The organism is [Actinomadura] parvosata subsp. kistnae (assembly GCF_900323885.1).
In the GTDB taxonomy this organism is placed as follows: Bacteria; Actinomycetota; Actinomycetes; order Streptosporangiales; family Streptosporangiaceae; genus Nonomuraea; species Nonomuraea composti.
Window position 1 is genome coordinate 177,044 of record NZ_OOHJ01000018.1, and the last position, 22,562, is coordinate 199,605.

A 22,562-nucleotide genomic window follows, 5' to 3' on the forward strand; every position below is an offset into this window, starting at 1 on the left:
TCCATGAACGATGCCAGGCTGCTGGAGGACGACGGGGCCGCGTTCATCGCGGCGGCCCGCTCGAACGACGCGGCGCGGTTCGCGCTCATCACGGAGCGTTACCGGCGTGAGCTGCAGGTGCACTGTTACCGGATGCTCGCGAACTACGAGGACGCCCAGGACCTGACGCAGGAGACGTTCCTGCGGGTGTGGAGCAAGCGGGAGTCGTTCAAGGGCCACGCCACGCTGCGGACCTGGCTGTACCGGATCGCGACGAACGCCTGCCTCGACTTCCTGGGCAAGCGCAACGACCGCATACCCGTGCCGGCGGAGCTGCCGGGTGCGGGTTCGGAGGTGCACTACCTGCAGCCGTACCCGGACCGGATGCTTCCGGAGGATCCGCAGGAGTCGGTGGTGGCGCGGGAGACGATCGAGCTGGCGTTCGTCGTCGCCGTCCAGCATCTGCCGCCGCGGCAGCGGGCGGTGTTCGTCCTGCGTGACGTCCTCGGGTGGCCGGCGCCGCAGGTGGCTGGCGCGCTGGAGTTGACCGTCGCGTCGGTGACGAGCGCGCTGCGGCGGGCGCGCGTGACGATGCGCGAGCGGCTGCCCGGCCGCCGCCTCGACTGGCGCAGCCCTGCCACGCACGAGCTGTCGGACGAGGAGCGCGGCGTGGTGAAGTCGTACATGGACGCTCACGAGCGCAACGACCTCGACGGGCTGACGGCTCTGCTGCGCGACGACCTGCGCTTCGCGATGCTGCCCGATCCGGGCACGCTGGTCGTCACGGCCAAGGACGCGGTGGACGGCTGGCTCTCCGGCGGGCTCTTCCAGCGTGGCTACGACGACTGGCGCTGCGTTCCCACGACGGTGAACCTCATGCCGGCCGCCGTGCTGTACCGCCGCGTCCCCGACGACCTGGAGTACCGTCTGTTCAACATCGCGGTCCTGCACATCGTCGATGGGAGGATCGCCGAGCTGACCGGGTTCGACGCCACGGACAAGCCATGGCTGGGCCTGCCCGCGACGCTGTGAGCCGAGGGGTGTCCATCGTCCTCAAGTTCGGCGAGGCGGTTCCGCGGCTCGCCGAGGGGCACGGTGAGGGCGCCGGTCCCAGGGGCGGTGTTACGAGCCGAGCGGGTGGCCCGTGCTCATCGCCTTCTCTCGTAGCGGGTCAGTACCACGCCGCCGGGAAAGGTGCGGGTCTCGACCAGGCGGAGGTTCACCCAGCTGTCCAGTGCGGTGAAGAACGGCGTGCCGCCGCCCACCAGGACCGGATGGGTGACGATCGCGTACTCGTCGATCAGCCCGGCCCGCATGGCCGCCCCGGCGAGTGTCGCGCCGCCGATGTCCATCGGGCCGCCGTCCTCGGCCTTGAGCCGGGCGATCTCGGCGACCGCGTCGCCGGTGACCAGGCGGGAGTTCCAGTCGACCTTGTCGATCGTGGACGAGAACACCACCTTCGGCATGTCCCGCCACAGGCGCGCGAACTCGATCTCCGCCGGGAGAGCGCCGGGCCGCTGATCGGCGGTCGGCCAGTGGGAGCTCATCGCCTCCCACAGCTTGCGCCCGTACAGCGACAGCTCGCTCGCCCGCATCTGCTCGTACCACCACTGGAACAGCTCGGCGCCCGGCGACGAGTCCGGCCCCTCCCCTCCGCTCCAGCCGATGTCGTCGCCGGTGGCGGCGGTGTAGCCGTCCAGGGTCACGTTCATGCCGAAGATCAGTTTCCGCATCGTGCCAACCTCTCGTGAGTCGATCTCACACATACAGACGGGTACGGCGCGAAAACCTGGTCGGTGCACGATCCGCCCCCGCCTCGGTCCCCAAGTGGCACTGATCCCGAGGGGAGGAGTTGACTAGGACCATGCATGCCATCATCGTCTCCGCCCCACGCGGCCCAGAGGCTCTCGAATACGTCGAACGGCCCGACCCTGTCCCCGGTGACGGGGAGATCGTGGTCGACGTCGCCGCCAGTGGCGTGAACTTCATCGACATCTACCACCGCTCAGGCGCCTACCCCCTCCCCCTGCCCACGCCCATCGGCTCCGAGGGGGCGGGCACGGTCTCGGCCGTCGGGCCCGGGGTGGAGGGCGTCGCCGTCGGTGACACCGTCGCCTGGGCGAACGTGCTCGGCAGCTACGCCGAGAAGGCCGTCGTGCCGGCCCACCGGGCGGTGCCGGTGCCGGACGGGGTGCCAGCCGAGGTGGCGGCGGCGGCCATGTTGCAAGGGATGACGGCCCACTACCTGACCCACTCCACGCATGAGGTCAAGGAGGGCGACCAGGTGCTCGTGCACGCCGGGGCGGGCGGCATGGGGCAGCTACTGATCCAGCTCGCCAAGCACAAGGGCGCCAAGGTCTACACCACGGTCTCCACCAGCGAGAAGGAGAAGCTGGCCAGGGAGGCCGGGGCGGACGAGGTGCTGCGTTACGACGACTTCGCCGAGGTGCTGCGGGGCAGGATCGACGTGGTGTACGACGGGGTCGGCAAGGCCACGTTCGACGGCGGGCTGGAGGCGCTGCGGCCGCGCGGCCTCATGGCTCTGTACGGTGCCGCCAGCGGCCCCGTGCCGCCGTTCGACCCGCAGACGCTCAACAAGCAGGGCTCGCTCTTCCTCACCCGGCCGACGCTCGTCCACTACATCGCCGAGCGGGAGGAGCTGCTGCGGCGCGCCTCCGACCTGTTCGGGTGGATCACCGAGGGGCAGCTCACGATCAACATCTCCCACCGGTATCCGCTGGCGGAGGCGCGCCAGGCCCACGAGGACCTGGCCGGCCGCCGCACCACCGGAAAGCTGCTCCTGATCCCGTAGGGGCGAGGGGTAAGGGGCCGAGGGCTCGGAGGCTCGGAGGCTCGGAGGCCCGGAGTTCGGGCTTCAAGGGTCCGAACGCATCAGGTCCGGGCGCCGGAGCCGGGCCCACGAGGGCCGGGAGCCGGAGTCGGGCGCACGAGGGCCGGGAGCCGGAGTCGGGCGCACGAGGGCCGGGAACCGGAGTCGGGCGCACGAGGGCCGGGAACCGGAGTCGGGCGCACGAGGGCCGGGAACCGGAGTCGGGCGCACGAGGGCCGGGCGCACGAGGGCCGGGCGTGCCAGGGCCAGGAGCCAGGGGGTCGGAGGTCGCGGGGTCGGGGGGCGAGGTTTCAGGAGTGGTGGTGAATGGCTGCTGTAGCCTCGCGTTCGTGGACATCGCAGGATCTTTCTGGTCATTCGCCGCCGTCGTTGCCCTGCTCACCCTGACCCCCGGCCTCGACACGGCCCTGATCCTGCGTACGTCCCTGCTGGCCGGGCGGCGGCCGGCCTGGGGGGTGACGCTGGGCATCCAGCTCGGCACGCTCTGCTGGGGGTGCTCACGGCGGCCGGGTTGTCGGCGTTGCTGGCCGCCTCCCAGCTCGCCTACGACGTGCTGCGCTGGGTGGGGGCGGCGTACCTCGTGTGGATGGGGCTGCGGATGCTGCTGACCAGGCACGCGCAGGCGCCGGAGGTGGAGCGGCAGGAGGAGCCGCGCTTCGGGAGGGGGTTGCGGCGGGGGCTGCTGACGAACCTGCTGAATCCCAAGGTGGGGGCGTTCTACGTGGCCATGTTGCCGCAGTTCATCCCGGCGCAGGCGCCGCATGCGGTGATGGGGCTGGCGCTGGCCGGGGTGCATGTGGTGGAAGGGCTGGTGTGGAGTGCGGTGCTGATCGGGTTCGCGTCGTGGATGGGCGGGGTGCTGCGCTCCCCGGCGGTGCGGCGGTTCCTCGATCGGCTGACCGGTGTGGTGATCGTGGGGTTCGGGGTACGGCTCGCCGTCAGCGAGTGAACCGGTGAGCCGCTGTCAGTCGGTTGGGGGCCAGCCGAGGAGGCGGGCGCCGAGGACGGCTGTCTCCAGGGTGAAGCGCTGGGTCGGGTCGTCCGGTGAGAAGCCGGTCAGGCGGCGGATGCGTTCCAGCCGGTACGTGACCGCCCGCGGGCTCACCTTCAGCCGTCGTGCCGCGGCCGTCTGGTTGCCGTGGGCGGCGAAGATGGCCTCCAGCGTCTCCAGGAGCGGCTCGTGGCCGCCCCTCGCCTCCAGCAGCGGGCTGAGCACGCTGTTCACCAGATCCTCGATGGCGCTTCTGTCGCGCAGCAGCACGGGGAAGACCAGCAGGTCGGCGGCCTTGACCACGTCGATCGTGAGGCGGAGGCCGTCGGCCAGCTCCAGGGCCTGCGCGGCCTCGCGGTAGGAGGTCACCACTCCCCCGGGGCCCCGGTGGGCGCGGCCCACGCCGACGCGCCAGCCGGGCGGGAAGCGGGCGCGTACGTGGTAGGTGAACTCGCCCACGGCGGCGGGCAGGGTGGCGGGGGCCACGCACACCAGCAGCCCGTCCCGGACGGCGACGAGCACGTTGTGGGAGCCGAAGCGGGCGATGAGGTCCCGTTCGATGCGCCCCCAGTCCCGGCCGTCGCCGGTACGATCGCGCCTGCCAAGATCCCCCTCGCGCGCGGGACGACCGCGAGCGTCGCCGCGCAGGCCGCGAGCGTCGCCGCGCAGGCCGCGAGCGTCGCCGCGCAGGCCGCGAGCGTCGCCGCGCAGGCCGGGGCGCCGTCGTGCAGGCCGCGGGCGCCGTGGTGCAGGCCGCGGGCGCCGTCGGGCGGGCCGCCCGCACCCTCGTGCGCGCCGTGGTCTGCGGTGCGCAGGCCCGGGCGACCGCCACGACGTACGACTCGGCGAGTCGCAGCCCGAAGTGCTCGGCCCGTTCCGCGAGCCGTTCGGCCCGCCCCTGGAGGAGGTCGTCGACGAACTCCCTGCGGGCCTCCTCCTCGTTGCGGATGGCGGCGAGCTGCGCCGCCTCGTACCCCTCCATGAGCGCGGAGACGGCCTTGCGCAGAGCGGGGAGCACCCCGGGGAGGTGCTCGCCGGCCGCGAGGGCGGCGTCCACGAGGGTGCGGAGCGGGACGCCCAGTTCGGCGGCCCTGGTGCCGGCGGCGCGGTAGGTGTCCAGGGCGTGCCGGTCGGGTAAGCGGCCTGTGGCCGCGTGGTCGGCCAGCCGCTGCCCGTGCCCCGCGAGCAGGTCGGCGGGCAGCTCGGAGATCGCCATCAGACTCCTACGTCACGCCTGTCGAAGGCGAGGACCGCGGTGAGCGCGAGTACGGCGGTCGCGCCCGCGAGGACAAGGTAGTCCCCGGCGGGCAGCCCGTCGTAGAGGGGCCGGCCTTCGGCGTAGTAGTGGAACGGCGAGACCCATTTGAGCCAGGCGATGGCGTCGAGGGAGCGGCCGACGGTGACGACGGTGTAGCCGGCCGCCGCCCACACGCCGACGACGGCGGAGGCGACGACGCGGCGCCCGGTGGCGGCGCCGGCGGCCAGCGCGACGGTGCCGAAGAACAGCCCGAGCAGGAGCACTCCGAGGTGCCCGGCGAGGATCCGGTCGAAGGGGACCCCGGTCTCCATGAGCGCGCTCAGCCCGGCGGCGATGACGAACGTCGCGCCGGCGACCAAGAGCAGGCCCAGGGCGAGCGCGGCGAGCTTGTCGAGCACGAGCCGCCGCCGGTCCACGGGCAGGGTGACGACGAGCTCCAGGGTGCCGCTCTCCTCGGGCCCGGCGAGCGTCCGGTTGGCCAGCAGGGTCGCGCACGCGATGAACAGCATGGGGACGAAGAGCTGGTAGACAACCGTCTGGAGGTATCCGGCGCCGGACACCATGTCGGTCATGCCGCCCATGAGGTCGCGCAGCGGGCCGGGGAACTTGGCGACCGCGGCCGGCCCGTACACCTCGGGATCCTCGCGGACGCTGCCGTAGACGGCCAGGTAGAGGGCGATGAAGGCGCCGATGCCGATGCTCCACCAGATCAGCGGCCGACGGTGGTCACGCAGGCTTCTGGCGATCATCGTGCTCCCCCTCGCTGTAGTAGGTCAGGAAGATCTCCTCCAGGTCCGGCTCGGCGCTGACCAGGTGGACGACGGTGAACCGGGCCGCGGCCTTGACCAGCGCGTCGGGCCGGCCGTCGATCGTGCAGCGCACGCTCGCCCCTTCGACCCGCAGGTCCCGTACGCCGGGCAGGTTCTCGAAGGCGGCGGGCGGGACGGGCGACGCGAAGTGCAGCTCGACGCGGCGCACCGCCTTCTCTCGCAGCGCGGCGACGTTCTCCACGGCGACGAGCCGCCCCGCGCGGACGATGCCGACCCGGTCGGAGACGCTCTGCACCTCGGCCAGCACGTGCGAGGACATCAGCACGGTACGCCCGGACGCGCGCACCTCCCGCACCAGGGCGAGGAACTCCTGCTGCACCAGCGGGTCCAGCCCCATGGTCGGCTCGTCGAGGATGACGAACTCCGGCTCGTGCATGAACGCCTGGATCAGCCCGACCTTTTGCTTGTTGCCCTTGGAGAGCTTGCGCATCGGCACGGTCAGGTCGGCGTCGAACCGCTCGGCCAGCGCCTCGATGCGGGAGGCCGGCACTCCGCCGCGCATCCGGCCGAGGAAGCGCAGGTAGTCGATGGCCCGGTCGCGGCCCTCCAGCACGAGGTCGCCGGGCAGGTAGCCGATCCTGGCGCGGGTGGCGGGCTCGCGCGGGGCGCCTCCGAGGACGCGTACCGAGCCGCGGGTGGGCCGGATGACGTCGAGCAGGAGGCGCAGTGTGGTGGTCTTGCCGGCGCCGTTCGGGCCCAGGTAGCCGAAGATCTCGCCCGGCTGGATGTCGAGCGTGAGCTCCTCCAGGCCGCGGCGCCTGCCGTAGTACTTGGTCAGGGCTTCCGCCTGTACCACTGCTGTCATGCCCGCATCGTCCCGCTCGCGGGGCGAGGCGTCATGGGGCGAGTACGGCAGCTTGTGACCTGGTTCGCTTCCGGAGCCCGGCAAACATCATTCGAGGCTGCGGGGGTAGGGGGCGCACGTAGTCTGAAGAGGGGAATTGGTCATGAGCCGCATCGGAGAATGGCTGAAGAAGGCCGAAAACCTGGCCAGAGGGCACTCCAAGCAGGCCGACCAGGTGCTTGACCGCGCCGAGCGGTATGCGAAGGAGCGCACGGGCCACAAGTACGACGACAAGATCAGCAAGGGTGTGGACGCCGTGCAGCGCCGCTACGGCGGTGGCGGCACGCCTGGTGCCACGGGCACCCCTGGTGAGCATCGGCCGCCGTACCCGCCGCAGCAGCAGCCGTACTCGCAGGAGGAGCGCGAGCGCCGCACGCAGGGCTGACGGCGAGAGGGGCGTGGCCGCCTCACAGGCCACGCCCCCCGGCTCGTCAGATGCTCGTCAACGGCCGGCGGCCTCCATGACGCGGCGCGCGTCCCGCTCGAAGGACGCCCTGGCGCCCAGCGTGAGCAGCCCGCCGACGGCCATGGGCACCACCAGGACGTACATGCCGGTCAGCAGCGACCCGAACTGGTCGGAGGCGATGCCGACGACCAGCGACCCGAACGCGGTCCCGGCTGTGAGCAGCAGTTGCAGCACGGCGAAGCCGAGGCCGCGCGAGGCGGCCGGCACGACGTCGGCCAGGCAGGCCGTCATGTTGGGGATCGCGATCGACATCAGCGAGCACGCGAGCAGCACCAGCGCCGTGAGGGCGGCGAGCGAGTCCATGGACAGCGCGCCGGCCAGCACGAGCGAGCCGGCCGTGATGCCGCTGCCGCCCGCCAGGAGCCGGCCGCCCTTGCGGGTGCCGTGCCACTTCCGGCCCAGCCACGAGCCGACGAGGGTGCCGATCAGCGTGCCGGCGATGGTGATGAGGCCGCTGAGCGAGCCGGCGGCGCCGACGCCGGCGCCGAAGCCGCGCACCATGAGGGTGGGCAGCCAGAAGAAGACGCCGGCCAGGCCGAGGCTGAGCAGCGCCAGCCCGGCGCAGACGAAGAGCAGGGTGGGGATGGCCACCACCTGGCGCAGCTGCGCCCAGAACGGCGGCTTGACCTGCGGCGCCACCTCCCCGGCCGGCGTCTCGGCGGGCGCTTCGCCGGTGGCGACGAGCCGGTCGAGCTCGCCGCGCCGCGGCTCGCGCAGGAACCACACGAGCAGCGCCGTGAGCACGCCCGGCACGACCATGATGAGGAACGCGGTGCGCCACGAGAACGCTTCGGCCAGCACGCCGCCGAGCAGGGTGCCGACGCCGCCGAGGTACGTGGTCACGCGGGTGAGCCCGTACGCCTTGGCGCGGCTGACGGGCGGGTAGTAGTCGGCGAGGAGGCTGCCGGCGGCGGGGTTGTCGATGTTCTCGGCGGCGGCCAGGAAGACGCGCATGAGGTAGAACACGGCGAAGCCGGTGGCCAGGCCGGAGCCGAGGGTGGCGATGGCCCAGCAGAAGACGACGATCGCGATGATGCGGGTGCGGCTGAAGCGGTCCGCCAGGTATCCGGCGGGCAGCGACACGACGACCGCGGCCAGCGCGGCGGCGGTCGGGATGGAGCCGGCGGCGGTGTCGCTGAAGCCCCATTCCTTCTGTATGAGCGGGAGCACGCCCGACAGGAGGTTGTGCTCGATCCGGTCCACTAGTCCGACGATGAAGAGCACCACGAGGGGTGCCCAGCCGAATGGTGCGCGGGACTGCGCGTTGATGGTGCCTGTACGCGGCGAACCGAACGTCCCGACCATGCCCACCCTTTCCGTAGGGAAATCTAGAATTGCGTTCTAGGGCAATGTTCTAGCCAGAGTGGCAGAAGTCACAGCGTTCGTAAATGGTGAATTACTGGGAATTTGCCTCCGTGTACCGTGATCCCATGGTCAAGGGGGCATTGCTGGTCGCGGGCACCACATCCGACGCGGGCAAGAGCGTGGTCACGGCGGGCATCTGCCGCTGGCTGGCCCGCCAGGGCGTCAGCGTGGCGCCCTACAAGGCGCAGAACATGTCGCTGAACTCGTACGTCACCGCCGACGGCGCCGAGATCGGCCGCGCCCAGGCCATGCAGGCGCAGGCATGCGGCCTCGAACCCGTCGCCGACATGAACCCGATCCTCCTCAAACCGGGCAGCGACCGCCGCAGCCAGGTCGTCCTCATGGGCCGCCCGGTGGCGGACGTGGACGCCATGGAGTACGGCGCGCTCAAGGACCTGCTGCGCACCTCGGCCCTGGAGGCGCTGGAGCGGCTGCGCGCCCGCTACGACGTGGTGGTGTGCGAGGGCGCGGGCAGCCCCGCCGAGATCAACCTGCGCCGCGGCGACATCGCCAACATGGGCCTGGCCAGGGCCGCGAACCTGCCGGTCATCGTGGTCGGCGACATCGACAGGGGCGGGGTGTTCGCCGCGTTCTACGGCACGGTGGGCCTGCTGGACGCCGCCGACCAGGCGCACGTGGCCGGGTTCGTGGTCAACAAGTTCAGGGGCGCGAAGGAGCTGCTGGAGCCGGGGCTCGACATGATCAGGCAGCTGACCGGGCGGGCCGTGTACGGGGTGCTGCCCTGGCTCGACGGGCTCTGGCTCGACGTCGAGGACTCACTGGCGCTCGACAGCCGCCACGTCCCCCTGCGCGCCCCGTACGGCCGGCAGACCCTGCGGGTGGCGGTCGTGCGGCTGCCCAGGATCTCCAACTTCACCGACGTGGACGCGCTGGCCGCCGAGCCGGGCGTCGTGGTGCGGTTCGCCACCGACCCGGTCGAGCTGGACGACGCCGACCTGGTCGTGCTGCCCGGCTCCCGCGCCACCGTCTCCGACCTGGCCTGGCTGCGCGAGAGCGGCCTCGCGGCGGCCATCAGCGCCAGGAAGGGGCCGGTCCTGGGGATCTGCGGCGGGTTCCAGATGCTGGCCGAGGAGATCGTGGACGAGGTCGAGTCGGGCGCGGGCCGCGTCGAGGGGCTGGGCGTCCTGCCGGTACGGGTGACGTTCGGGCGGGAGAAGCGGCTGGCCAGGCCCGAGGGGACGGCCTACGGGCAGCCGGTGCGGGCCTACGAGATCCACCACGGGGTGGCCACGGTCGAAGGGGGCGAGCCGTTCCTCGACGGCTGCCGGGTGGGCGACGTCTGGGGCACCACGTGGCACGGCGCCCTGGAGAACGACGGCTTCCGCCGCGCCTTCCTCGCCGACGTGGCGGCGCGGGCCGGGCGCGACTTCGTCCCCGACCCGGCCACCGACTTCGCGGGGCTGCGCGAGCGGCGGCTCGACGCGCTCGGCGACCTGGTCGAGCAGCATCTCGACACGGACGCGCTGCTCCGCCTCATCGACCAGGGCCCGCCCGCGACCCTGCCCGCCCTGCCGCCCGGAACCGTGCAGTGAGGGCTACGGCTTGCGGCCCACCACGCCGTACTGGAACACCTCGCGATCGGTGAAGCTGGTCTCCGGCTCGGGCCGCCACTTCGGCAGCGACACCAGGCCCGGCTCGACCAGCTCCATGCCCTCGAAGAAGGCCAGCAGCTCCTCCTCGGTGCGCAGGGCGAGCGGGGTCGCGCCGCTGGCGTTCCAGCGGGCGGCGGCCTCCTCCATGGAGGGGCTGCGCAGGCTGTGCGCGATCGCCAGGTAGCTGCCGGACGGCAACGCGTCCAGCAGCGTGCTCACCGAGGCGTGCGCCTGCGCGGCGTCGGGGACGAACTCCAGCACGCCCATCAGCATCAGCGCGATCGGCCGGGAGAAGTCGAGCGTGCGCTTGGCCTCGCGCAGGATGGTGTCCGGCTCGCGCAGGTCGGCGTCGATGTAGTCGGTCTCGCCCTCGTCGGTGCCGACCAGCAGGGCGCGGGCGTGGACGAGCACGATGGGGTCGTTGTCGACGTACACGATGCGGGCCGCCGGGTTCACCGCCTGGGCCACGCCGTGGGTGTTGCTCTCGGTCGGGATGCCGGTGCCCACGTCGAGGAACTGGTCGATGCCGCACTCGCCGGCCAGGTGGCGGACGGCCCGGCCGATGAACTCGCGCTCGGCGCGGGCGTTGACCGGCAGGTCCGGCATGACCTTGACGATCTCGTCGCCGACCGCGCGGTCGGGCGCGTAGTTGTCCTTGCCCCCCAGCCAGTAGTCCCACACGCGAGCCGGGTGCGGGACGGAGGTGTCGATGCGGGCCAGCTCCGCGGCCTTGTCGATCTTCTTGGGCGCGTCGCCCATCAATGCCTCCCCGGTGGCATTCACTTCGGTTCGTCTCAGAGATCAACCTAGACGCTCACGCCCTGACATGCGGGACGAATCCGCACGTTCAGCCCCGCCTGGCGGCCACGTGTTGCGCCGTGATCCACTCGTCGATCTGCTCCCAGTGGTCGTACAGCCAGCGGATCCGCTCCTCCCGGCCGCGCGGGACATCGCCGGCGGGCACGCGCCACCACTTCGCGGTGATGTGTGCGCGGATGGGCAGGTAGCGCCAGATGTCGTGCAGGGTGACCAGGTCGTCGAGGCCGGTGTGGGCGACGAAGACGACGTCGGCCGACGGGCACGCCTCGATGGCCGCGATGGCGCCGTTCGGGCGGGGCGGGAGCAGGTGGTTCATGCCGCGCGCCCGCTCCGCCTCGGCGTGCAGCCCCTTCTCCTCCAGGCGGTGGATGGCCTTCTGGCGGCGGCGCGGGGTGAAGTTCCCGCCCTCGGGGAAGATCACGAGGGCGTCCTGGCCGCTCATGGTGGCGGCCAGGCGGCGGATTTCCTCGATCACGAGCGTCTGGCCGGACTTGCGGGGGACGAACGCGTTCGGCAGCCGGTTGATGACCACGTCGAGCGAGGGGTCGTACTGGAGCGCGGCCTTCATGACGATGCGCGGCCGGCGCTCGTAGCGCTCGAGGAGGTGGTGGATCAGCAGGAACGAGTCGCCGGGACCCGCGTGCCTGGACAGCACGATGATCGGCCTGGCGACCCCCGACTCGTCCGGCAGGTCCGGCTTCTCGATGTCCACGCGGAGCTGGAAGATGTGCACCGCGGTCGTGTAGACCTTCTCCAGGAACCACTTGATCAGCGCGTAGTGGCGCTCCTGCCGCCGGGCCCCGCCCGCCACCCACAGCCACAGGCAGGCCACCAGCACGGCCGACTCCAGCGTCAGCCACACCACCAGGAACCACACGAACCGCGCGCTCCTGCGCTGCGGCGGCGGCAGCCGGAGCGCGGCGGCGGCCGCGACGACCAGCCAGAACGGCAGCGTCAGCACCATGAACACGGTCACCACGATGACCAGCGGCGCCAGCACGAGCCTGCGCAGGATCCGAGGTGGCAGCACCGAAGCCCCCTTCAGCGTCTCCCTTCATCCTGCCCTGTTCCGCAGGTAGCCGCGCGACGCCTCGTAGGAGCGCTCGATGCAGGCGGAGATCTGCGACACGTCGCGGTAGCGCAGCGGCGAGAGCGGCTCGGTCACGCCCGACGGCAGCACGTGCACCTCCACGCCGGGCGGCAGCGTGGCCAGGTCCTCGGCGAACCGGTGGCGGCGGGCGATCTCGAACGCCACCATGCCCACCTCCCAGAACCGCCGCGGCGGCGACAACGGGCGCTCGATGCGGCCGACGTGCAGGACGAAGACCCGCTTCGCCCCGAGCTGCACGGCCCGCCCGATGGGGATGCTGTGCACCAGCCCGCCGTCGTAGAAGTGCTCGCCACCGATCACCACAGGCGGCAGCAGCCCGGGCACCGCGCACGACGCCAGCACCGCGTCCACCAGCGGGCCGCTGGCGAACCAGTGCGCCGCCGCCCGCTCGACCGAGGCCGCCACGCACTGGAACGGGACGGCCAGCTCCTCGATGCGCGAAACCCGGACGGTCCTGCTCAGCACCGCACGCAGCGGGCCGATCGGGTGCAGATGGGTGCCCGTCCTGGCGAGCGTGGACAACCGGGACACCCAGGACCCGGCGAACGCCGTACGGACGACGTCGGACCGCCACAGACCGGTCAGCCGGGCGACCGCCTCGGCCGGGTCGGCGGCGATGACGGCCCCGTTCAGGGCGCCGACGGAGGTGCCCACGACGAGGTCGGGGCGGATGCCCGCCTCGTCGAGCGCGCGCAGCATGCCCACCTCGTACGCGCCGAGCACGCCCCCACCACCGAGCACGAACGCGGTCTCGGCCATGGTGGAATTCTGCACCTTACGCGGGAATCGTCATAACAGGCTCACCTGGGACAGGTTCGCCCCTCGTAGACCGAGGCCGCGTTGATCATCGAGTCGAGCCGGTCGCGGGTCCTGACCAGGTCGTCGATCCGCTCCTCGATGCGCCGCTGCTCGGCCCGCAGCCGCTCCAGCAGCTCGGGGGTCACCTCGCCGCTCGCCACGCACGGCATGATCGGCTCGATCGAGCGGCTCGGCAGCCCGGCCGCGTAGAGGTGCTGGATCATCCGCACCCGGTCCACCGCGTTCTCGGGATACACGCGCTGCCCGCTGGGGGTGCGCTCCGGGACGAGCAGCCGCTGCTCCTCGTAGTAACGCAGCGCGCGCACGCTCACCCCGGTCCTGGCGGCCAGCTCGCCGATCCTCATGAGTGACCCTCCTCACAACACTTGCCTCTGACGTCAACGTGAGGTTTTAGCGTATCCGCACACCCCTCACTCAGTTCACTTCGGAGGACAACCATGAACATCTCCGGCTCCGTCGCTCTCGTCACCGGCGCCAACCGCGGCCTCGGCCGCCACTTCGCCCAGCAGCTGCTGGAGCGGGGCGCGAAGAAGGTGTACGCGACCGCGCGCAACCCGGAGCGCGTCGACCTGCCCGGCGTGGAGCCGCTGCGGCTCGACATCACCGACCCGGCCTCCGTGGCCGCGGCGGCCGCGACCGCCGGCGACGTGACCCTGCTGATCAACAACGCCGGCATCTCCACCTACGCGAACCTCGTCACCGGCGACCTGGACAAGATCCGCCTGGAGATGGACACGCACTTCTACGGCACGCTGAGCATGGTCCGCGCCTTCGCCCCCGTGCTGGCGGCGGGCGGCGGCGGCGCGATCGTGAACGTGCTGTCCGCGCTGTCCTGGTTCTCCTACGACGGCGCCAACGCCTACGCCGCCGCGAAGGCCGCCGCCTGGAGCCTGACCAACGGGGTGCGCCTGGAGCTGCGCGGCCAGGGCACGCAGGTCACCGGCGTGCACCTGGGCGCCGCCGCCACCGACATGATGGCCGGCTACGAGGGCGACCTGCTCGACCCGGCCGACGTCGTGCGGGCGGCGCTCGACGGGACCGAGGCCGGCGCGTACGAGGTCGTGGTGGACGAGTGGTCCGCGCACGTCAAGGCGTCGCTGGCCGGCGACCCGCGCGCGTTCTACGACGCCGCTTGAGTCTCCAGCAGGGGGAGACGCCAGAGTGGACCCATGGACGGGGACACGCTCTACTCGATCGGTGACCTGGCCCGGCGCACCGGGCTGACGGTCAAGACCGTCAGGTTCTACTCCGACGCGGGGATCGTGCCGCCCACCAGCCGCAGCCCCGCCGGCTACCGCCGGTACGACCGCGCCGCCGCGGCCCGCCTGGAGCTCGTGCGCACGCTGCGCGACCTCGGGCTCGACCTGCCCACGATCCGCCGGGTCGTGGCGCGCGAGTCGTCGCTGCCCGAGGTCGCGGCGGCGCACGCCGAGGCCCTGGAGGTGCACATCCGCACGCTGCGCCTGCGGCAGGCCGTGCTGCGCGCGGTGGCCAGGCGCGGCTCCACCCCGGAGGAGATGGAACTGATGCACGAGCTCGCCAAACTGCCGGAAGCCGGACGGCGCCACCTGATCGGCGACTTCCTCGCCGCCACGTTCGGCGGTGTGGACGGTGATCCCGCCTACGCGGGCGCGATGGTGTCGATGACGCCGGAGCTGCCGGACGATCCGGCGCCCGAGCAGGTCGAAGCCTGGGTCGAGCTGGCGGAGCTGTCGCGCGACCCGGATTTCCGGGCCGCACTGCGCCGGATGATCGAGCGGCACGCCGCCGACCGGGCGGGAGAGCCGGGCATCCGGCCCGACGCCGCCGCGCTGGCGCGCGACCTGGCCGCCCCCGCCCTGGCCGCCGGCGTCGATCCGGCCGGGCCCGAGGCCGAGCCGTACGTCGCGGCGCTCCTCGCCGCCTCCGGCCTCGACCGGGCCGGGCTGGCCGACCGGCTGGAGGCCGCCTGCGACCCACGCAGGGAGCGGTACCTGCGCCTGCTCGCCGTGATCAACGGCTGGCCGCCGCCGGAGAGCCTGGCCCCGGCGCTCACCTGGTTCGGCCGGGCCCTGCGGGCCCACGCCCGCTGAACGCGCGACCTCAGCCCGGCACCGCAGGCCCACGCCCGCTGAACGCGCGACCTCAGCCCGGCACCGCAGGCCCACGCCCGCTGAACGCGCGACCTCAGCCCGGCGCCGCAGGCCCACGCCCGCTGAACGCGCGACCTCAGCCCGGCGCCGCGGGTCCGCGCTCATGGAGCACGCGGTCGAGGAAGTCGTGCGCGAGCCGGTCGGTGTAGTCGCGCCCGATCGGCTCGTCCGTGACGAGCACCCGGTAGTAGAGCGGCCCCACGAGGCGGTCGGTCTCGGCCGCCACGTCGATCCCGGCGGGCAGCTCCCCTCGCGCGACCGCCCGCTCCAGCGGCAGGCGGTCGCGCCGCCGCTGCTCGTCGAGGTAGCGGGCGCGGAAGCCGGCCCCGAAGGCGGGGTCGTGCTGGGCCTGGGCGATGAGCGCCTTGAAGACGGCCCCGGTGTCGGTGGCGCTCAGCACGTGGGCGAGCTGGGCGAGGTAGGCGGGCAGGTCGAGGGCGAGCCGGCCGTGGTCGGGCGGCGTCAGGTCCTCGGCCAGGTCTTCGACGAGCGCGTCGACGAGCACCGCCGTCTTGCCGCTCCACCAGCGGTAGACGGTCTGCTTGGCGACCCCGGCGCGGGCCGCGATGCCCTCCATGGTGACGCCCGCGAACCCCTTCTCGGCCAGCAGGTCGTCGGCCGCCTGGAGCACCGCCTGCCGGGCCGCCTCGCTGCGCCCGTGCCGGTTGCCGTGGTGCCGCCGCTCCGTGTCCGTCATGTCGTGAAGAATATCGTTAGCGTAGACGCGACGTTGCGTCTAGTCTAGGCGGCATGACACACACCAGCACACTCGCCGACCCGCGCGTGGCGGCGGCGCTCGAGCGCATGTTCGCCGAGGCCGAGCGCGACGACTCCCGGCCGTTCCCGCGCGCCGGCGGCACGATGACGGCCCAGGAGCAGGCCGACGCCGCCGCCGAGATCTACATGCCGATCTCCCCCGAGGGCGGCCGGCTGCTCTACACGCTGGTACGGGCCGCCCGCCCCGCCACGGTGGTCGAGTTCGGCACCTCGTTCGGCATCTCCACCCTCTACCTGGCCTCCGCCGTGCGCGACAACGGCACGGGCCGCGTCGTCACCACCGAGCTGAGCAAGGAGAAGATCGCCGCCGCGCGCCGCACGTTCGCCGAGACTGGCCTGGACGACGTGATCACCGTGCTGGAGGGCGACGCCCGCGAAACGCTCGCCGGCCTGTCCGAGCCGGCCGGGTTCGTGCTGCTCGACGGCTGGAAGGACCTCTACCTGCCCGTGCTGCGCCTGCTGGAGCCCCGCCTCGCCCCCGGCACGCTCGTCGCCGCCGACGACACCACCTTCGACAGCGTCCGCCCCTACCTCGACTACGTCCGCGACCCGGCCAACGGCTACGAGAGCGTCCCGTTCCCGGTGGAGGACGGCATCGAGATCAGCTGCCGCCTGTAGTCCCCGGGGCCGCCTACCATACGCGCATGACCACGCACCGATTCACGCTGACCGCCGAGGGGCCGTTCGACTTCGCCGACTCGCTGCGGTTCGTCGAGGACTGGCCGGCCACGAGCGCGCTGCCCTCCGACGGCCGGAGCCTGCGCTTCGCGTACTGCGCGGAAGCCGACTGGCGGCCGATCGGCGTGAGCGTGACGGGCGCGCCGGGCGGGGTGGCGGTCACCACCACGCGGCCGGCCGGGCCGGCGATCAGGCGCGAGGTGGCGCGCATCCTCTCCCTCGACGTGGACGGCGCCGGCTTCGCCAAGCTGGGCGAGGCCGACCCAGTGCTCGGCGACCTGCAGCGGCTGCGCCCCGGCCTGCGGCCCGTGTGCTTCTGGAGCCCGTGGGAGGCGGCGTGCTGGGCGGTGATCGTGCAGCGCTCGTCGATGCTCATCGCGTCCCGGATCAAGCAGCGCATCGCCGAGCGGTACGGCGCGCGGGTCGAGGTGGACGGGCACCCGTACACCGCCTTCCCGCCGCCCGTCTCGCTGCTGGACGCCGGCGGGCTCGGGCTGCCCGTGCAGAAGGAGGAGTGGGTGCGCGGCCTGGCCAGGGCGGCGCTCGACGGCCTGCTCACCACCGAGCACCTGCGCTCACTGGCCCCGGAGGAGGCCCTGGCCGAGCTGCGGGCACTGCCCGGCGTGGGGCCGTTCTCGGCGGGCCTGATCCTGATCCGCGGCGCGGGCGCCCCCGACGCGTTCCCGGGGGACGAACCGCGGCTGTTCGCGATCCTGCGCGAGGCGTACGGGCTGGCGGAGGACGCGCCGCCGTCGGCGTACCGGAAGCTGGCCGACGCGTGGCGGCCCTACCGCTCGTGGGCCTCGTTCCTGTTCCGGGCGACCGCCTACGGCGTCATGGACGAGCGCGGCTGAGCCCCGTCGACCGTCCGCAGCCGGGGCAGGTCGTCGTGCTGGGTGAACATGTCGATCAGCAGCCTGATCGGCAGGTCGGCCTCGGTCGGGTAGCGGAAGTGCTGGTCGAGGTTGAGGCTGTAGCGGTTGCGGCGGCCGACCTTGTCGCGGGTGACGTAGCCGCCTTCGAGCAGGTCGCGCACGATGTTCTGGACGGCGCGCTCGGTGATGCCGACGCCGGCGGCGATGTCACGCAGCCGGATGTCAGGATCTCGGGCGATCTCCAAGAGCACGCGGGCGTGGTGGGTGAGGAAGGTCCAGCTGGACGCTCGATCTTCGGTTGCGCTCATACCCCTTTCGACTCCGATCCTTGCCCCGGGTGAAAAAGCTTTCGCGAAGATCCTATGACGAAAAGTCTTTCCTGTATCTATCTACGGGCATAGAGTTTGTGCGCAACGACAGGCGTACCCGCGGTAATCGAAGACCCCCAGCCCCAGGAGTGCCCGTGAACCTCACCTGTCGCCGCCTCCCCGGCGCCACGCTCATCGCCGTGGCCGGGCAGGTGGACACCACGACGTCCGGCCGCCTCGAAGAGTACATCGACCAGCACCGCGAGCGGCTCGACGAGCACCTCGTCATCGACATGAGCGAGCTGTCCTTCCTCGACAGCTCGGGCCTGGCCGTGCTGCTCGCCGCCGCCACGCTCGCCCGCGCGCACGGCGCCGAGGTGCACCTGGCCGGGCTGCAACCGATGCCGGCCCGCCTGCTGGAGATCACCGGAGCGGGGCGGGCCGTGACGGTGCACGATCACATCGAGCAGGCCCTCGGCGCGATCGTCGACCTCGACCTGGTCAACCCGCAGGAGCCCGCGTAGGGGGTCACGCCGGCCGGCGGTGCACGTTCACCAGATGACCGTTCTGCCGCACCTGTGCCTCGTCGTAGGGGCACAGGGGCCGCGTCACGTACGCCTCCGCGATGCTGTCGGCGTGGCCGCGGTCCACGCCCCAGCCGATCGTGTGCCAGCGCGCCTCGCCGTCGTCGCCCGTGGTGTCCAGAACGGCGATCTCGAACAGCTCGGCGGCGGCAGGAGGCGTGCAGCGGACGTGTCCGTTCGCCCGCCCGTCGACGGTGCGGACGTTCCCGCCGGTGCCCCGCTGGTCCATCTGGATCTCCCTCCGATCACGCAACCCTGGTGCCGAGTCCATGCCCCGATCACCGTCGGGTCAGTCATGCCGCAGCATGCCGGGCCTGTCCGGGATCATTACCGACTGCGGAGGTTCAAGCGGGAGCGTCCAGAGATTCGACCGGGAAGCCTCGGGTAGGGCGAGCGGGCAGGTCGCACGCCGACGAGCGCGAAGGAACGCACCGACATGACCTTCAATCCACTTCAGGAGCGGGGCATCCCGCTGGACAAGCAACTGCGCAACTGGCGGGAGCTGAACGTCACGCCGACCGACCCGGACCACGCCGACCCGTACACGCGGTGCCGGATCATCACCATGAACGGGATCGAGGTGGAGGCCATCCTGTTCAGCCACCAGCTCGCCCGCCACTGCCCCGACCTGGAGCTGAAGCAGCACCTGGCGCGGGTGCGCTACATCGAGGCCCAGCAGCAGAAGGTGGTCAACTGGCTGCTGCCCGGCCTGGCCTCGGTGCTGGAGACCACGATCGCCTACGAGCAGGTGGCCGTCGACCTGACCGCCTGGGTCGCGCGGATGGAGCCGGACCCGTACCTGCAGCAGGCCTACCAGTTCGGCGTGCTGGAGGACTTCGACCACCTCTACCGGTACGCCAACCTGTACGAGATGATCGAGCACCGCAAGGCGGAGAAGATCGTCGACAACCTGACCGAGGTCATGCCGGGCCGCCCGACGTACCTGCACCACCGCGACCCGGTCGACAACGTGCGCGAGCCGTACGACAAGAGCTCGGCCGCCCCGATCAGCAAGCTGCACGCCCTGACGATCATGTCGGCCGAGCAGCAGACCATGAACTTCTACATGAACGTCGGCCCCACCTACATGGAGCCGATCGCCCGCCAGCTCTACCAGGAGATCGGCCTCATCGAAGAGGAGCACGTCACCCACTACGAGTCGCTGGTCGACCCGGGCGAGAGCTGGTGGGAGATGCTGCTCAACCACGAGTACAACGAGTGCTACCTGTACCACTCGTTCATGGAGACCGAGTCCGACCCCAAGGTGAAGAACATCTGGGAGCTGCACCTCAACATGGAGCTGGAGCACCTGCGGCTGGCCGCCGAGCTGTTCAAGAAGCACGACGGCCGCGACCCCGAGCAGGTGTGCGCGCCGGAACTGCCGCAGCCGGTCACGTTCGAGCCGAACAAGGCCTACCTGCGCGAGCTGATCGCCACCCAGATCGACTACACCACGCTGGGCACCGGCTACGTTCAGGACGCCCACGAGCGCTTCGAGAAGATGCAGGAGGCGCTGATGGGCGGCGAGAAGGCCCCCTCGGAGCGGGTCATCGAGGACAACCGCGCCAAGTCCGGCGAGGAGTACCGGCTGCAGACCGAGGGCGACCACCCCGTCCACAGCCTGCAGATGCAACGCTGAGCCTGCCCGGTCGAGGCTGGTCAGTCCTCCTGCACCGGCAGCCTGAGCACGAACCGGGCGCCGGTGTCGGAGTCCTCGATGGTGAGCGTGCCGAGGTGTGCCGTCGCGATCTCGCGGGCGATCGGCAGGCCGAGGCCGGTGCCGCCCGCGTCGCGGCTGCGCGAGGCGTCGAGGCGGGTGAAGCGCTCGAAGACCTTCTCGCGGTGCTCGGGCGCGATGCCCGTGCCGTCGTCGACCACCTCCAGCACGGCCTCGTCGCCCTGCCTGCGCAGGGTCACGATGATCTGCGACTCGGCGTGCCGCTCGGCGTTGTCGAGGAGGTTCGTCAGCAGGCGGGCCAGCTGCAGCCGGTCGCCGTTGACGACCACGCCCGTCTGGAGCGTGGTGACGATCCGCTTGGAACGCGGCCTGGCGGTCTCGGCCGTCACCAGATCCGCCAGGTCGAGGGGCTCGCGCTCGTCGGGCGCGCCCGCGTCGAGCTTGCTCAGCGTGAGCAGGTCCGTCACGATCGCCTGCAGCCGCTCCAGGCTGGCCAGCACCTCGGCGCCGGTCTCCGGCCAGTCGGCGTCCTCGGGATGCAGCAGCGCGTCCTCGACCTGGGCGCGCATCGCGGTGATCGGGCTGCGCAGGTCGTGGGAGGCGTCCGCGGCGAACTGGCGCTGCCGCTCCATCGCCTCCTGCAACCGCTGCAGGGCCGACTCCAGCCGCTCCAGCGTGCGGTTGCTCGTCTCGGCCAGGGCCCTGATCTCGTCGTCGGTCTCCGGCACGGGCACCCGCATCCCGCCGCCGCCCTCGCTGATCTCGGCCAGCCGCTTGGTGATGCCGCCGACCGGCCGCAACGTCCTCGCCACGACGCGGGAGACCCCGAACCAGGTCAGCACGACCAGCGCCGCCGTCACGACGGCCTGGAACGCGATCACCTGCGGGGCGACGTACCACGGCACGGCCGGGCCGACCCCGTAGATCAGCCACTCCCCCTCCGGCTGGTACGCGACCAGCACCACGACGGTCTTGCACGTGCCGGGAAAGCGCGGCAGGTCGCAGAGCCTCGCGACCTCGTTCGCCTGGTCGTGGTGCGGGATCTCGGTGGTCAGCCGCGGCGCCCCGGCCAGCCCCCGCGTCCAGGCGACCGGCCGGCCGCGCGGGTTCACGACCTGCACCCCGTCGAGCCCGTGGTCCGGCAGCACCTGGGGCAGCCGGTTGCGTTTCACCATGAGCAGTACGCGCACGCTCTTGCTCGTCACCTCGCGCGCCCTGATGTCGGCCACCTCGTTGCGGATGCCGAACAACACGAACGCGCTGACGACGACGTTCAGCAGCAACATCGCGATGCTGGCCCACAGGGCCAGCCGCGTCCGCAAGGACCGGCCCAACCGTCTGCTCACGCCCCTCCCCCGAGGATCAGCAGAACACAGAGGGGCTGTTCGCCGCTAACCTCGGGAGATTCCCCGACAAATCCGCCTACTGTCAGAGCGGCAGCGGAAGGCGTTCCACCAGCCAGTAAAGGCTGACCCCCACGATCGGCACCGACAGCCCGGCCATCGCCCAGCGGGCCCAGGGCGTCCGGCGGAGCAGGGTGAGGAGGGGGAAGAGGACGGCGATGAGGGCGAGCTGGGTGGCCTCGATGCCGGCGTTGAAGCTGAGCAGCGACAGCAGCAGCTCCCACGACCCGCTGCGGTCGATGTCGAGGGCGCCCGCGAAGCCCAGCCCGTGCACCAGGCCGAAGGCGAGGACGATGGGCAGGCGGCGGCGGCCGAGGCGGTCCTCGTCGCGGCCGAGCAGGTTGGCGGTGGCGACGACGATGATGGAGGCGGCGATGACCGGCTCGACGATCGCGCCGGGCACGTCCACCAGGCCCAGCGCCGCCAGCAGGAACGTGATGCTGTGCGCGGCGGTGAACGCGGTGGCGGTGACGACGACGTCGCGCAGCCGGCGCGCGCCGATGAGCAGGGCCAGCAGGAAGAGCACGTGGTCGAGGCCGGTCAGCAGGTGCTCGGCGCCGAGCAGGAAGAACTCGCCGGCCTGGTCGCTGCGCGCGCGCTCGCCGACCTTCAGCGTCGGGGACTCGGCCACCAGGACGGCGGAGCCGCGCTCCCCGTCGAGGTCGTAGCGGACGAGCGTCTCCGTGCTGTGCACGAACGTCTCGGCGTCGGGGAACAGCGCGCTGGAGATCGCGTGCGTGCCCCCGGGGCCGCCCTGGCAGGCGAAGGTGAAGGTGAGCACGGCGAAGGTCTTCCTGTCCTGCGGGCGCACGTCGGCGTCGCGGGTCAGGGTGGGTGCGCAGGGGCGGTCGTCGTACGTGACGGCGAAGCGCTCCGTGACGTACTCCACGACGGCGTCGCGGTTGAGCTTGAGCTGGCGCAGCTGCTCGGCCCGTTCCCTGGCGTCGTAGGCGGAGGCGTAGAGCCAGGCCGACTTCATCAGCAGGTCGTACTCGAGGTCCAGCACGACCCGCACGTCCGTCCCCGTGCCGGTGACCTCGGCGCGGGCGGTCGTGGTGGCGTCGTGCGCCGCGGCGGGGGCGGGGAGCAGCAGAGCGGCCAGCACCACAAAAACAGGTAGCCAGCGCAACATGTCAGGTCTCCAGAGGGGATGCCGCCCCGGGCCGGGCCCGGGGCGGCGG

General features: G+C 72.0%; 26 protein-coding genes. 12 read left to right on the forward strand and 14 right to left on the reverse strand.

The annotated features are described in order from the left end of the window. Nucleotides 1-3: 3 nt before the first annotated feature. Nucleotides 4-1,011, forward strand: coding sequence for an RNA polymerase subunit sigma-70 (locus tag KIS93_RS21060; protein ID WP_080046042.1), 1,008 nt, complete (start codon nucleotides 4-6; stop codon nucleotides 1,009-1,011). A gap of 116 nt (nucleotides 1,012-1,127) precedes the next feature. Here KIS93_RS21060 and KIS93_RS21065 read toward each other — a convergent pair whose 3' ends face one another. Then, complete coding sequence (locus KIS93_RS21065) at nucleotides 1,128-1,712, reverse strand: dihydrofolate reductase family protein (protein ID WP_080046041.1); 585 nt, start codon at nucleotides 1,710-1,712, stop codon at nucleotides 1,128-1,130. A 131-nt stretch (nucleotides 1,713-1,843) separates the two neighbouring features. Here KIS93_RS21065 and KIS93_RS21070 point away from each other — a divergent pair, with 131 nt between their 5' ends. Then, the gene (locus KIS93_RS21070) at nucleotides 1,844-2,791 is read left to right on the forward strand and encodes a quinone oxidoreductase family protein (RefSeq protein WP_080046040.1); all 948 of its coding nucleotides are present in this window, start codon (nucleotides 1,844-1,846) and stop codon (nucleotides 2,789-2,791) included. Nucleotides 2,792-3,323: 532 nt separating this feature from the next. Next, on the forward strand, nucleotides 3,324-3,779 hold the full coding sequence (locus KIS93_RS21075; protein ID WP_222107564.1) for a LysE family translocator: 456 nt from the start codon (nucleotides 3,324-3,326) through the stop codon (nucleotides 3,777-3,779). A 15-nt stretch (nucleotides 3,780-3,794) separates the two neighbouring features. On the opposite strand, the gene KIS93_RS21080 is transcribed toward KIS93_RS21075, so the two are convergent. Continuing rightward, on the reverse strand, nucleotides 3,795-4,532 hold the full coding sequence (locus KIS93_RS21080; protein WP_420895878.1) for a PucR family transcriptional regulator: 738 nt from the start codon (nucleotides 4,530-4,532) through the stop codon (nucleotides 3,795-3,797). A 151-nt stretch (nucleotides 4,533-4,683) separates the two neighbouring features. Here KIS93_RS21080 and KIS93_RS21085 point away from each other — a divergent pair, with 151 nt between their 5' ends. After that, the gene (locus tag KIS93_RS21085; RefSeq protein ID WP_186404367.1) at nucleotides 4,684-4,959 is read left to right on the forward strand and encodes a hypothetical protein; all 276 of its coding nucleotides are present in this window, start codon (nucleotides 4,684-4,686) and stop codon (nucleotides 4,957-4,959) included. 77 nt (nucleotides 4,960-5,036) lie between these two features. Here the strand turns inward: KIS93_RS21085 and KIS93_RS21090 are convergent, their stop codons facing one another. Together KIS93_RS21090 and KIS93_RS21095 are read right to left on the reverse strand one after the other, a co-directional pair. Then, nucleotides 5,037-5,828, reverse strand: a complete 792-nt coding sequence (locus tag KIS93_RS21090; protein ID WP_080046038.1) for an ABC transporter permease subunit — start codon at nucleotides 5,826-5,828, stop codon at nucleotides 5,037-5,039. Continuing rightward, on the reverse strand, nucleotides 5,806-6,714 hold the full coding sequence (locus KIS93_RS21095) for an ABC transporter ATP-binding protein (RefSeq protein WP_080046037.1): 909 nt from the start codon (nucleotides 6,712-6,714) through the stop codon (nucleotides 5,806-5,808). The genes KIS93_RS21090 and KIS93_RS21095 overlap by 23 nt, the downstream gene beginning before the upstream one ends. Before the next feature lie 142 nt (nucleotides 6,715-6,856). Here KIS93_RS21095 and KIS93_RS21100 point away from each other — a divergent pair, with 142 nt between their 5' ends. Further along, complete coding sequence (locus KIS93_RS21100) at nucleotides 6,857-7,138, forward strand: antitoxin (protein ID WP_080046036.1); 282 nt, start codon at nucleotides 6,857-6,859, stop codon at nucleotides 7,136-7,138. A 57-nt stretch (nucleotides 7,139-7,195) separates the two neighbouring features. Here the strand turns inward: KIS93_RS21100 and KIS93_RS21105 are convergent, their stop codons facing one another. After that, nucleotides 7,196-8,524, reverse strand: a complete 1,329-nt coding sequence (locus KIS93_RS21105) for an MFS transporter (protein ID WP_080046035.1) — start codon at nucleotides 8,522-8,524, stop codon at nucleotides 7,196-7,198. Between the two features lie 125 nt (nucleotides 8,525-8,649). Here KIS93_RS21105 and KIS93_RS21110 point away from each other — a divergent pair, with 125 nt between their 5' ends. Then, nucleotides 8,650-10,137, forward strand: a complete 1,488-nt coding sequence (locus KIS93_RS21110; protein ID WP_080046034.1) for a cobyric acid synthase — start codon at nucleotides 8,650-8,652, stop codon at nucleotides 10,135-10,137. Between the two features lie 3 nt (nucleotides 10,138-10,140). Here the strand turns inward: KIS93_RS21110 and KIS93_RS21115 are convergent, their stop codons facing one another. From KIS93_RS21115 to KIS93_RS21130, 4 genes are all read right to left on the reverse strand, one after another. Continuing rightward, nucleotides 10,141-10,956: an SAM-dependent methyltransferase gene (locus KIS93_RS21115; protein WP_080046033.1), complete on the reverse strand. Its 816-nt coding sequence runs from the start codon at nucleotides 10,954-10,956 to the stop codon at nucleotides 10,141-10,143. Nucleotides 10,957-11,044: 88 nt separating this feature from the next. Continuing rightward, nucleotides 11,045-12,046, reverse strand: a complete 1,002-nt coding sequence (locus KIS93_RS21120) for a 1-acyl-sn-glycerol-3-phosphate acyltransferase (protein WP_080046032.1) — start codon at nucleotides 12,044-12,046, stop codon at nucleotides 11,045-11,047. A 24-nt stretch (nucleotides 12,047-12,070) separates the two neighbouring features. Further along, nucleotides 12,071-12,886, reverse strand: a complete 816-nt coding sequence (locus tag KIS93_RS21125; protein ID WP_080046031.1) for a patatin-like phospholipase family protein — start codon at nucleotides 12,884-12,886, stop codon at nucleotides 12,071-12,073. A gap of 41 nt (nucleotides 12,887-12,927) precedes the next feature. Beyond that, nucleotides 12,928-13,290: a MerR family transcriptional regulator gene (locus tag KIS93_RS21130; protein WP_080046030.1), complete on the reverse strand. Its 363-nt coding sequence runs from the start codon at nucleotides 13,288-13,290 to the stop codon at nucleotides 12,928-12,930. Between the two features lie 93 nt (nucleotides 13,291-13,383). Between KIS93_RS21130 and KIS93_RS21135 the strand changes: the two genes are divergently transcribed. Further along, nucleotides 13,384-14,082: an SDR family oxidoreductase gene (locus KIS93_RS21135; RefSeq protein ID WP_080046029.1), complete on the forward strand. Its 699-nt coding sequence runs from the start codon at nucleotides 13,384-13,386 to the stop codon at nucleotides 14,080-14,082. A gap of 33 nt (nucleotides 14,083-14,115) precedes the next feature. Next, nucleotides 14,116-15,018, forward strand: coding sequence for a MerR family transcriptional regulator (locus tag KIS93_RS21140; protein WP_080046028.1), 903 nt, complete (start codon nucleotides 14,116-14,118; stop codon nucleotides 15,016-15,018). A 136-nt stretch (nucleotides 15,019-15,154) separates the two neighbouring features. Here KIS93_RS21140 and KIS93_RS21145 read toward each other — a convergent pair whose 3' ends face one another. Then, nucleotides 15,155-15,775: a TetR/AcrR family transcriptional regulator gene (locus tag KIS93_RS21145; RefSeq protein ID WP_080046027.1), complete on the reverse strand. Its 621-nt coding sequence runs from the start codon at nucleotides 15,773-15,775 to the stop codon at nucleotides 15,155-15,157. Between the two features lie 53 nt (nucleotides 15,776-15,828). Here KIS93_RS21145 and KIS93_RS21150 point away from each other — a divergent pair, with 53 nt between their 5' ends. Then, nucleotides 15,829-16,473 carry an O-methyltransferase gene (locus KIS93_RS21150; RefSeq protein WP_080046026.1) on the forward strand — a complete coding sequence of 215 codons (645 nt, stop codon included), beginning with the start codon at nucleotides 15,829-15,831 and terminating at the stop codon, nucleotides 16,471-16,473. Nucleotides 16,474-16,499: 26 nt separating this feature from the next. After that, the gene (locus KIS93_RS21155; RefSeq protein ID WP_080046025.1) at nucleotides 16,500-17,387 is read left to right on the forward strand and encodes a DNA-3-methyladenine glycosylase family protein; all 888 of its coding nucleotides are present in this window, start codon (nucleotides 16,500-16,502) and stop codon (nucleotides 17,385-17,387) included. Here KIS93_RS21155 and KIS93_RS21160 read toward each other — a convergent pair. Beyond that, a complete protein-coding gene (locus KIS93_RS21160) occupies nucleotides 17,360-17,716 on the reverse strand; it encodes a helix-turn-helix transcriptional regulator (protein ID WP_080046024.1) in 357 nt (118 codons plus the stop codon). The two genes, KIS93_RS21155 and KIS93_RS21160, sit on opposite strands and share 28 nt — an antisense overlap. A gap of 155 nt (nucleotides 17,717-17,871) precedes the next feature. Between KIS93_RS21160 and KIS93_RS21165 the strand changes: the two genes are divergently transcribed. Beyond that, complete coding sequence (locus KIS93_RS21165; RefSeq protein ID WP_168015063.1) at nucleotides 17,872-18,240, forward strand: STAS domain-containing protein; 369 nt, start codon at nucleotides 17,872-17,874, stop codon at nucleotides 18,238-18,240. 4 nt (nucleotides 18,241-18,244) lie between these two features. Here the strand turns inward: KIS93_RS21165 and KIS93_RS21170 are convergent, their stop codons facing one another. Beyond that, complete coding sequence (locus KIS93_RS21170) at nucleotides 18,245-18,529, reverse strand: hypothetical protein (RefSeq protein ID WP_080046022.1); 285 nt, start codon at nucleotides 18,527-18,529, stop codon at nucleotides 18,245-18,247. A gap of 207 nt (nucleotides 18,530-18,736) precedes the next feature. Between KIS93_RS21170 and KIS93_RS21175 the strand changes: the two genes are divergently transcribed. Next, nucleotides 18,737-19,939 carry a hypothetical protein gene (locus KIS93_RS21175; protein ID WP_080046021.1) on the forward strand — a complete coding sequence of 401 codons (1,203 nt, stop codon included), beginning with the start codon at nucleotides 18,737-18,739 and terminating at the stop codon, nucleotides 19,937-19,939. Between the two features lie 20 nt (nucleotides 19,940-19,959). Here the strand turns inward: KIS93_RS21175 and KIS93_RS21180 are convergent, their stop codons facing one another. After that, the gene (locus KIS93_RS21180; protein ID WP_230465871.1) at nucleotides 19,960-21,324 is read right to left on the reverse strand and encodes a sensor histidine kinase; all 1,365 of its coding nucleotides are present in this window, start codon (nucleotides 21,322-21,324) and stop codon (nucleotides 19,960-19,962) included. Nucleotides 21,325-21,406: 82 nt separating this feature from the next. Next, the gene (locus tag KIS93_RS21185; protein ID WP_080046020.1) at nucleotides 21,407-22,513 is read right to left on the reverse strand and encodes a HupE/UreJ family protein; all 1,107 of its coding nucleotides are present in this window, start codon (nucleotides 22,511-22,513) and stop codon (nucleotides 21,407-21,409) included. Between the last annotated feature and the right edge of the window lie 49 nt (nucleotides 22,514-22,562).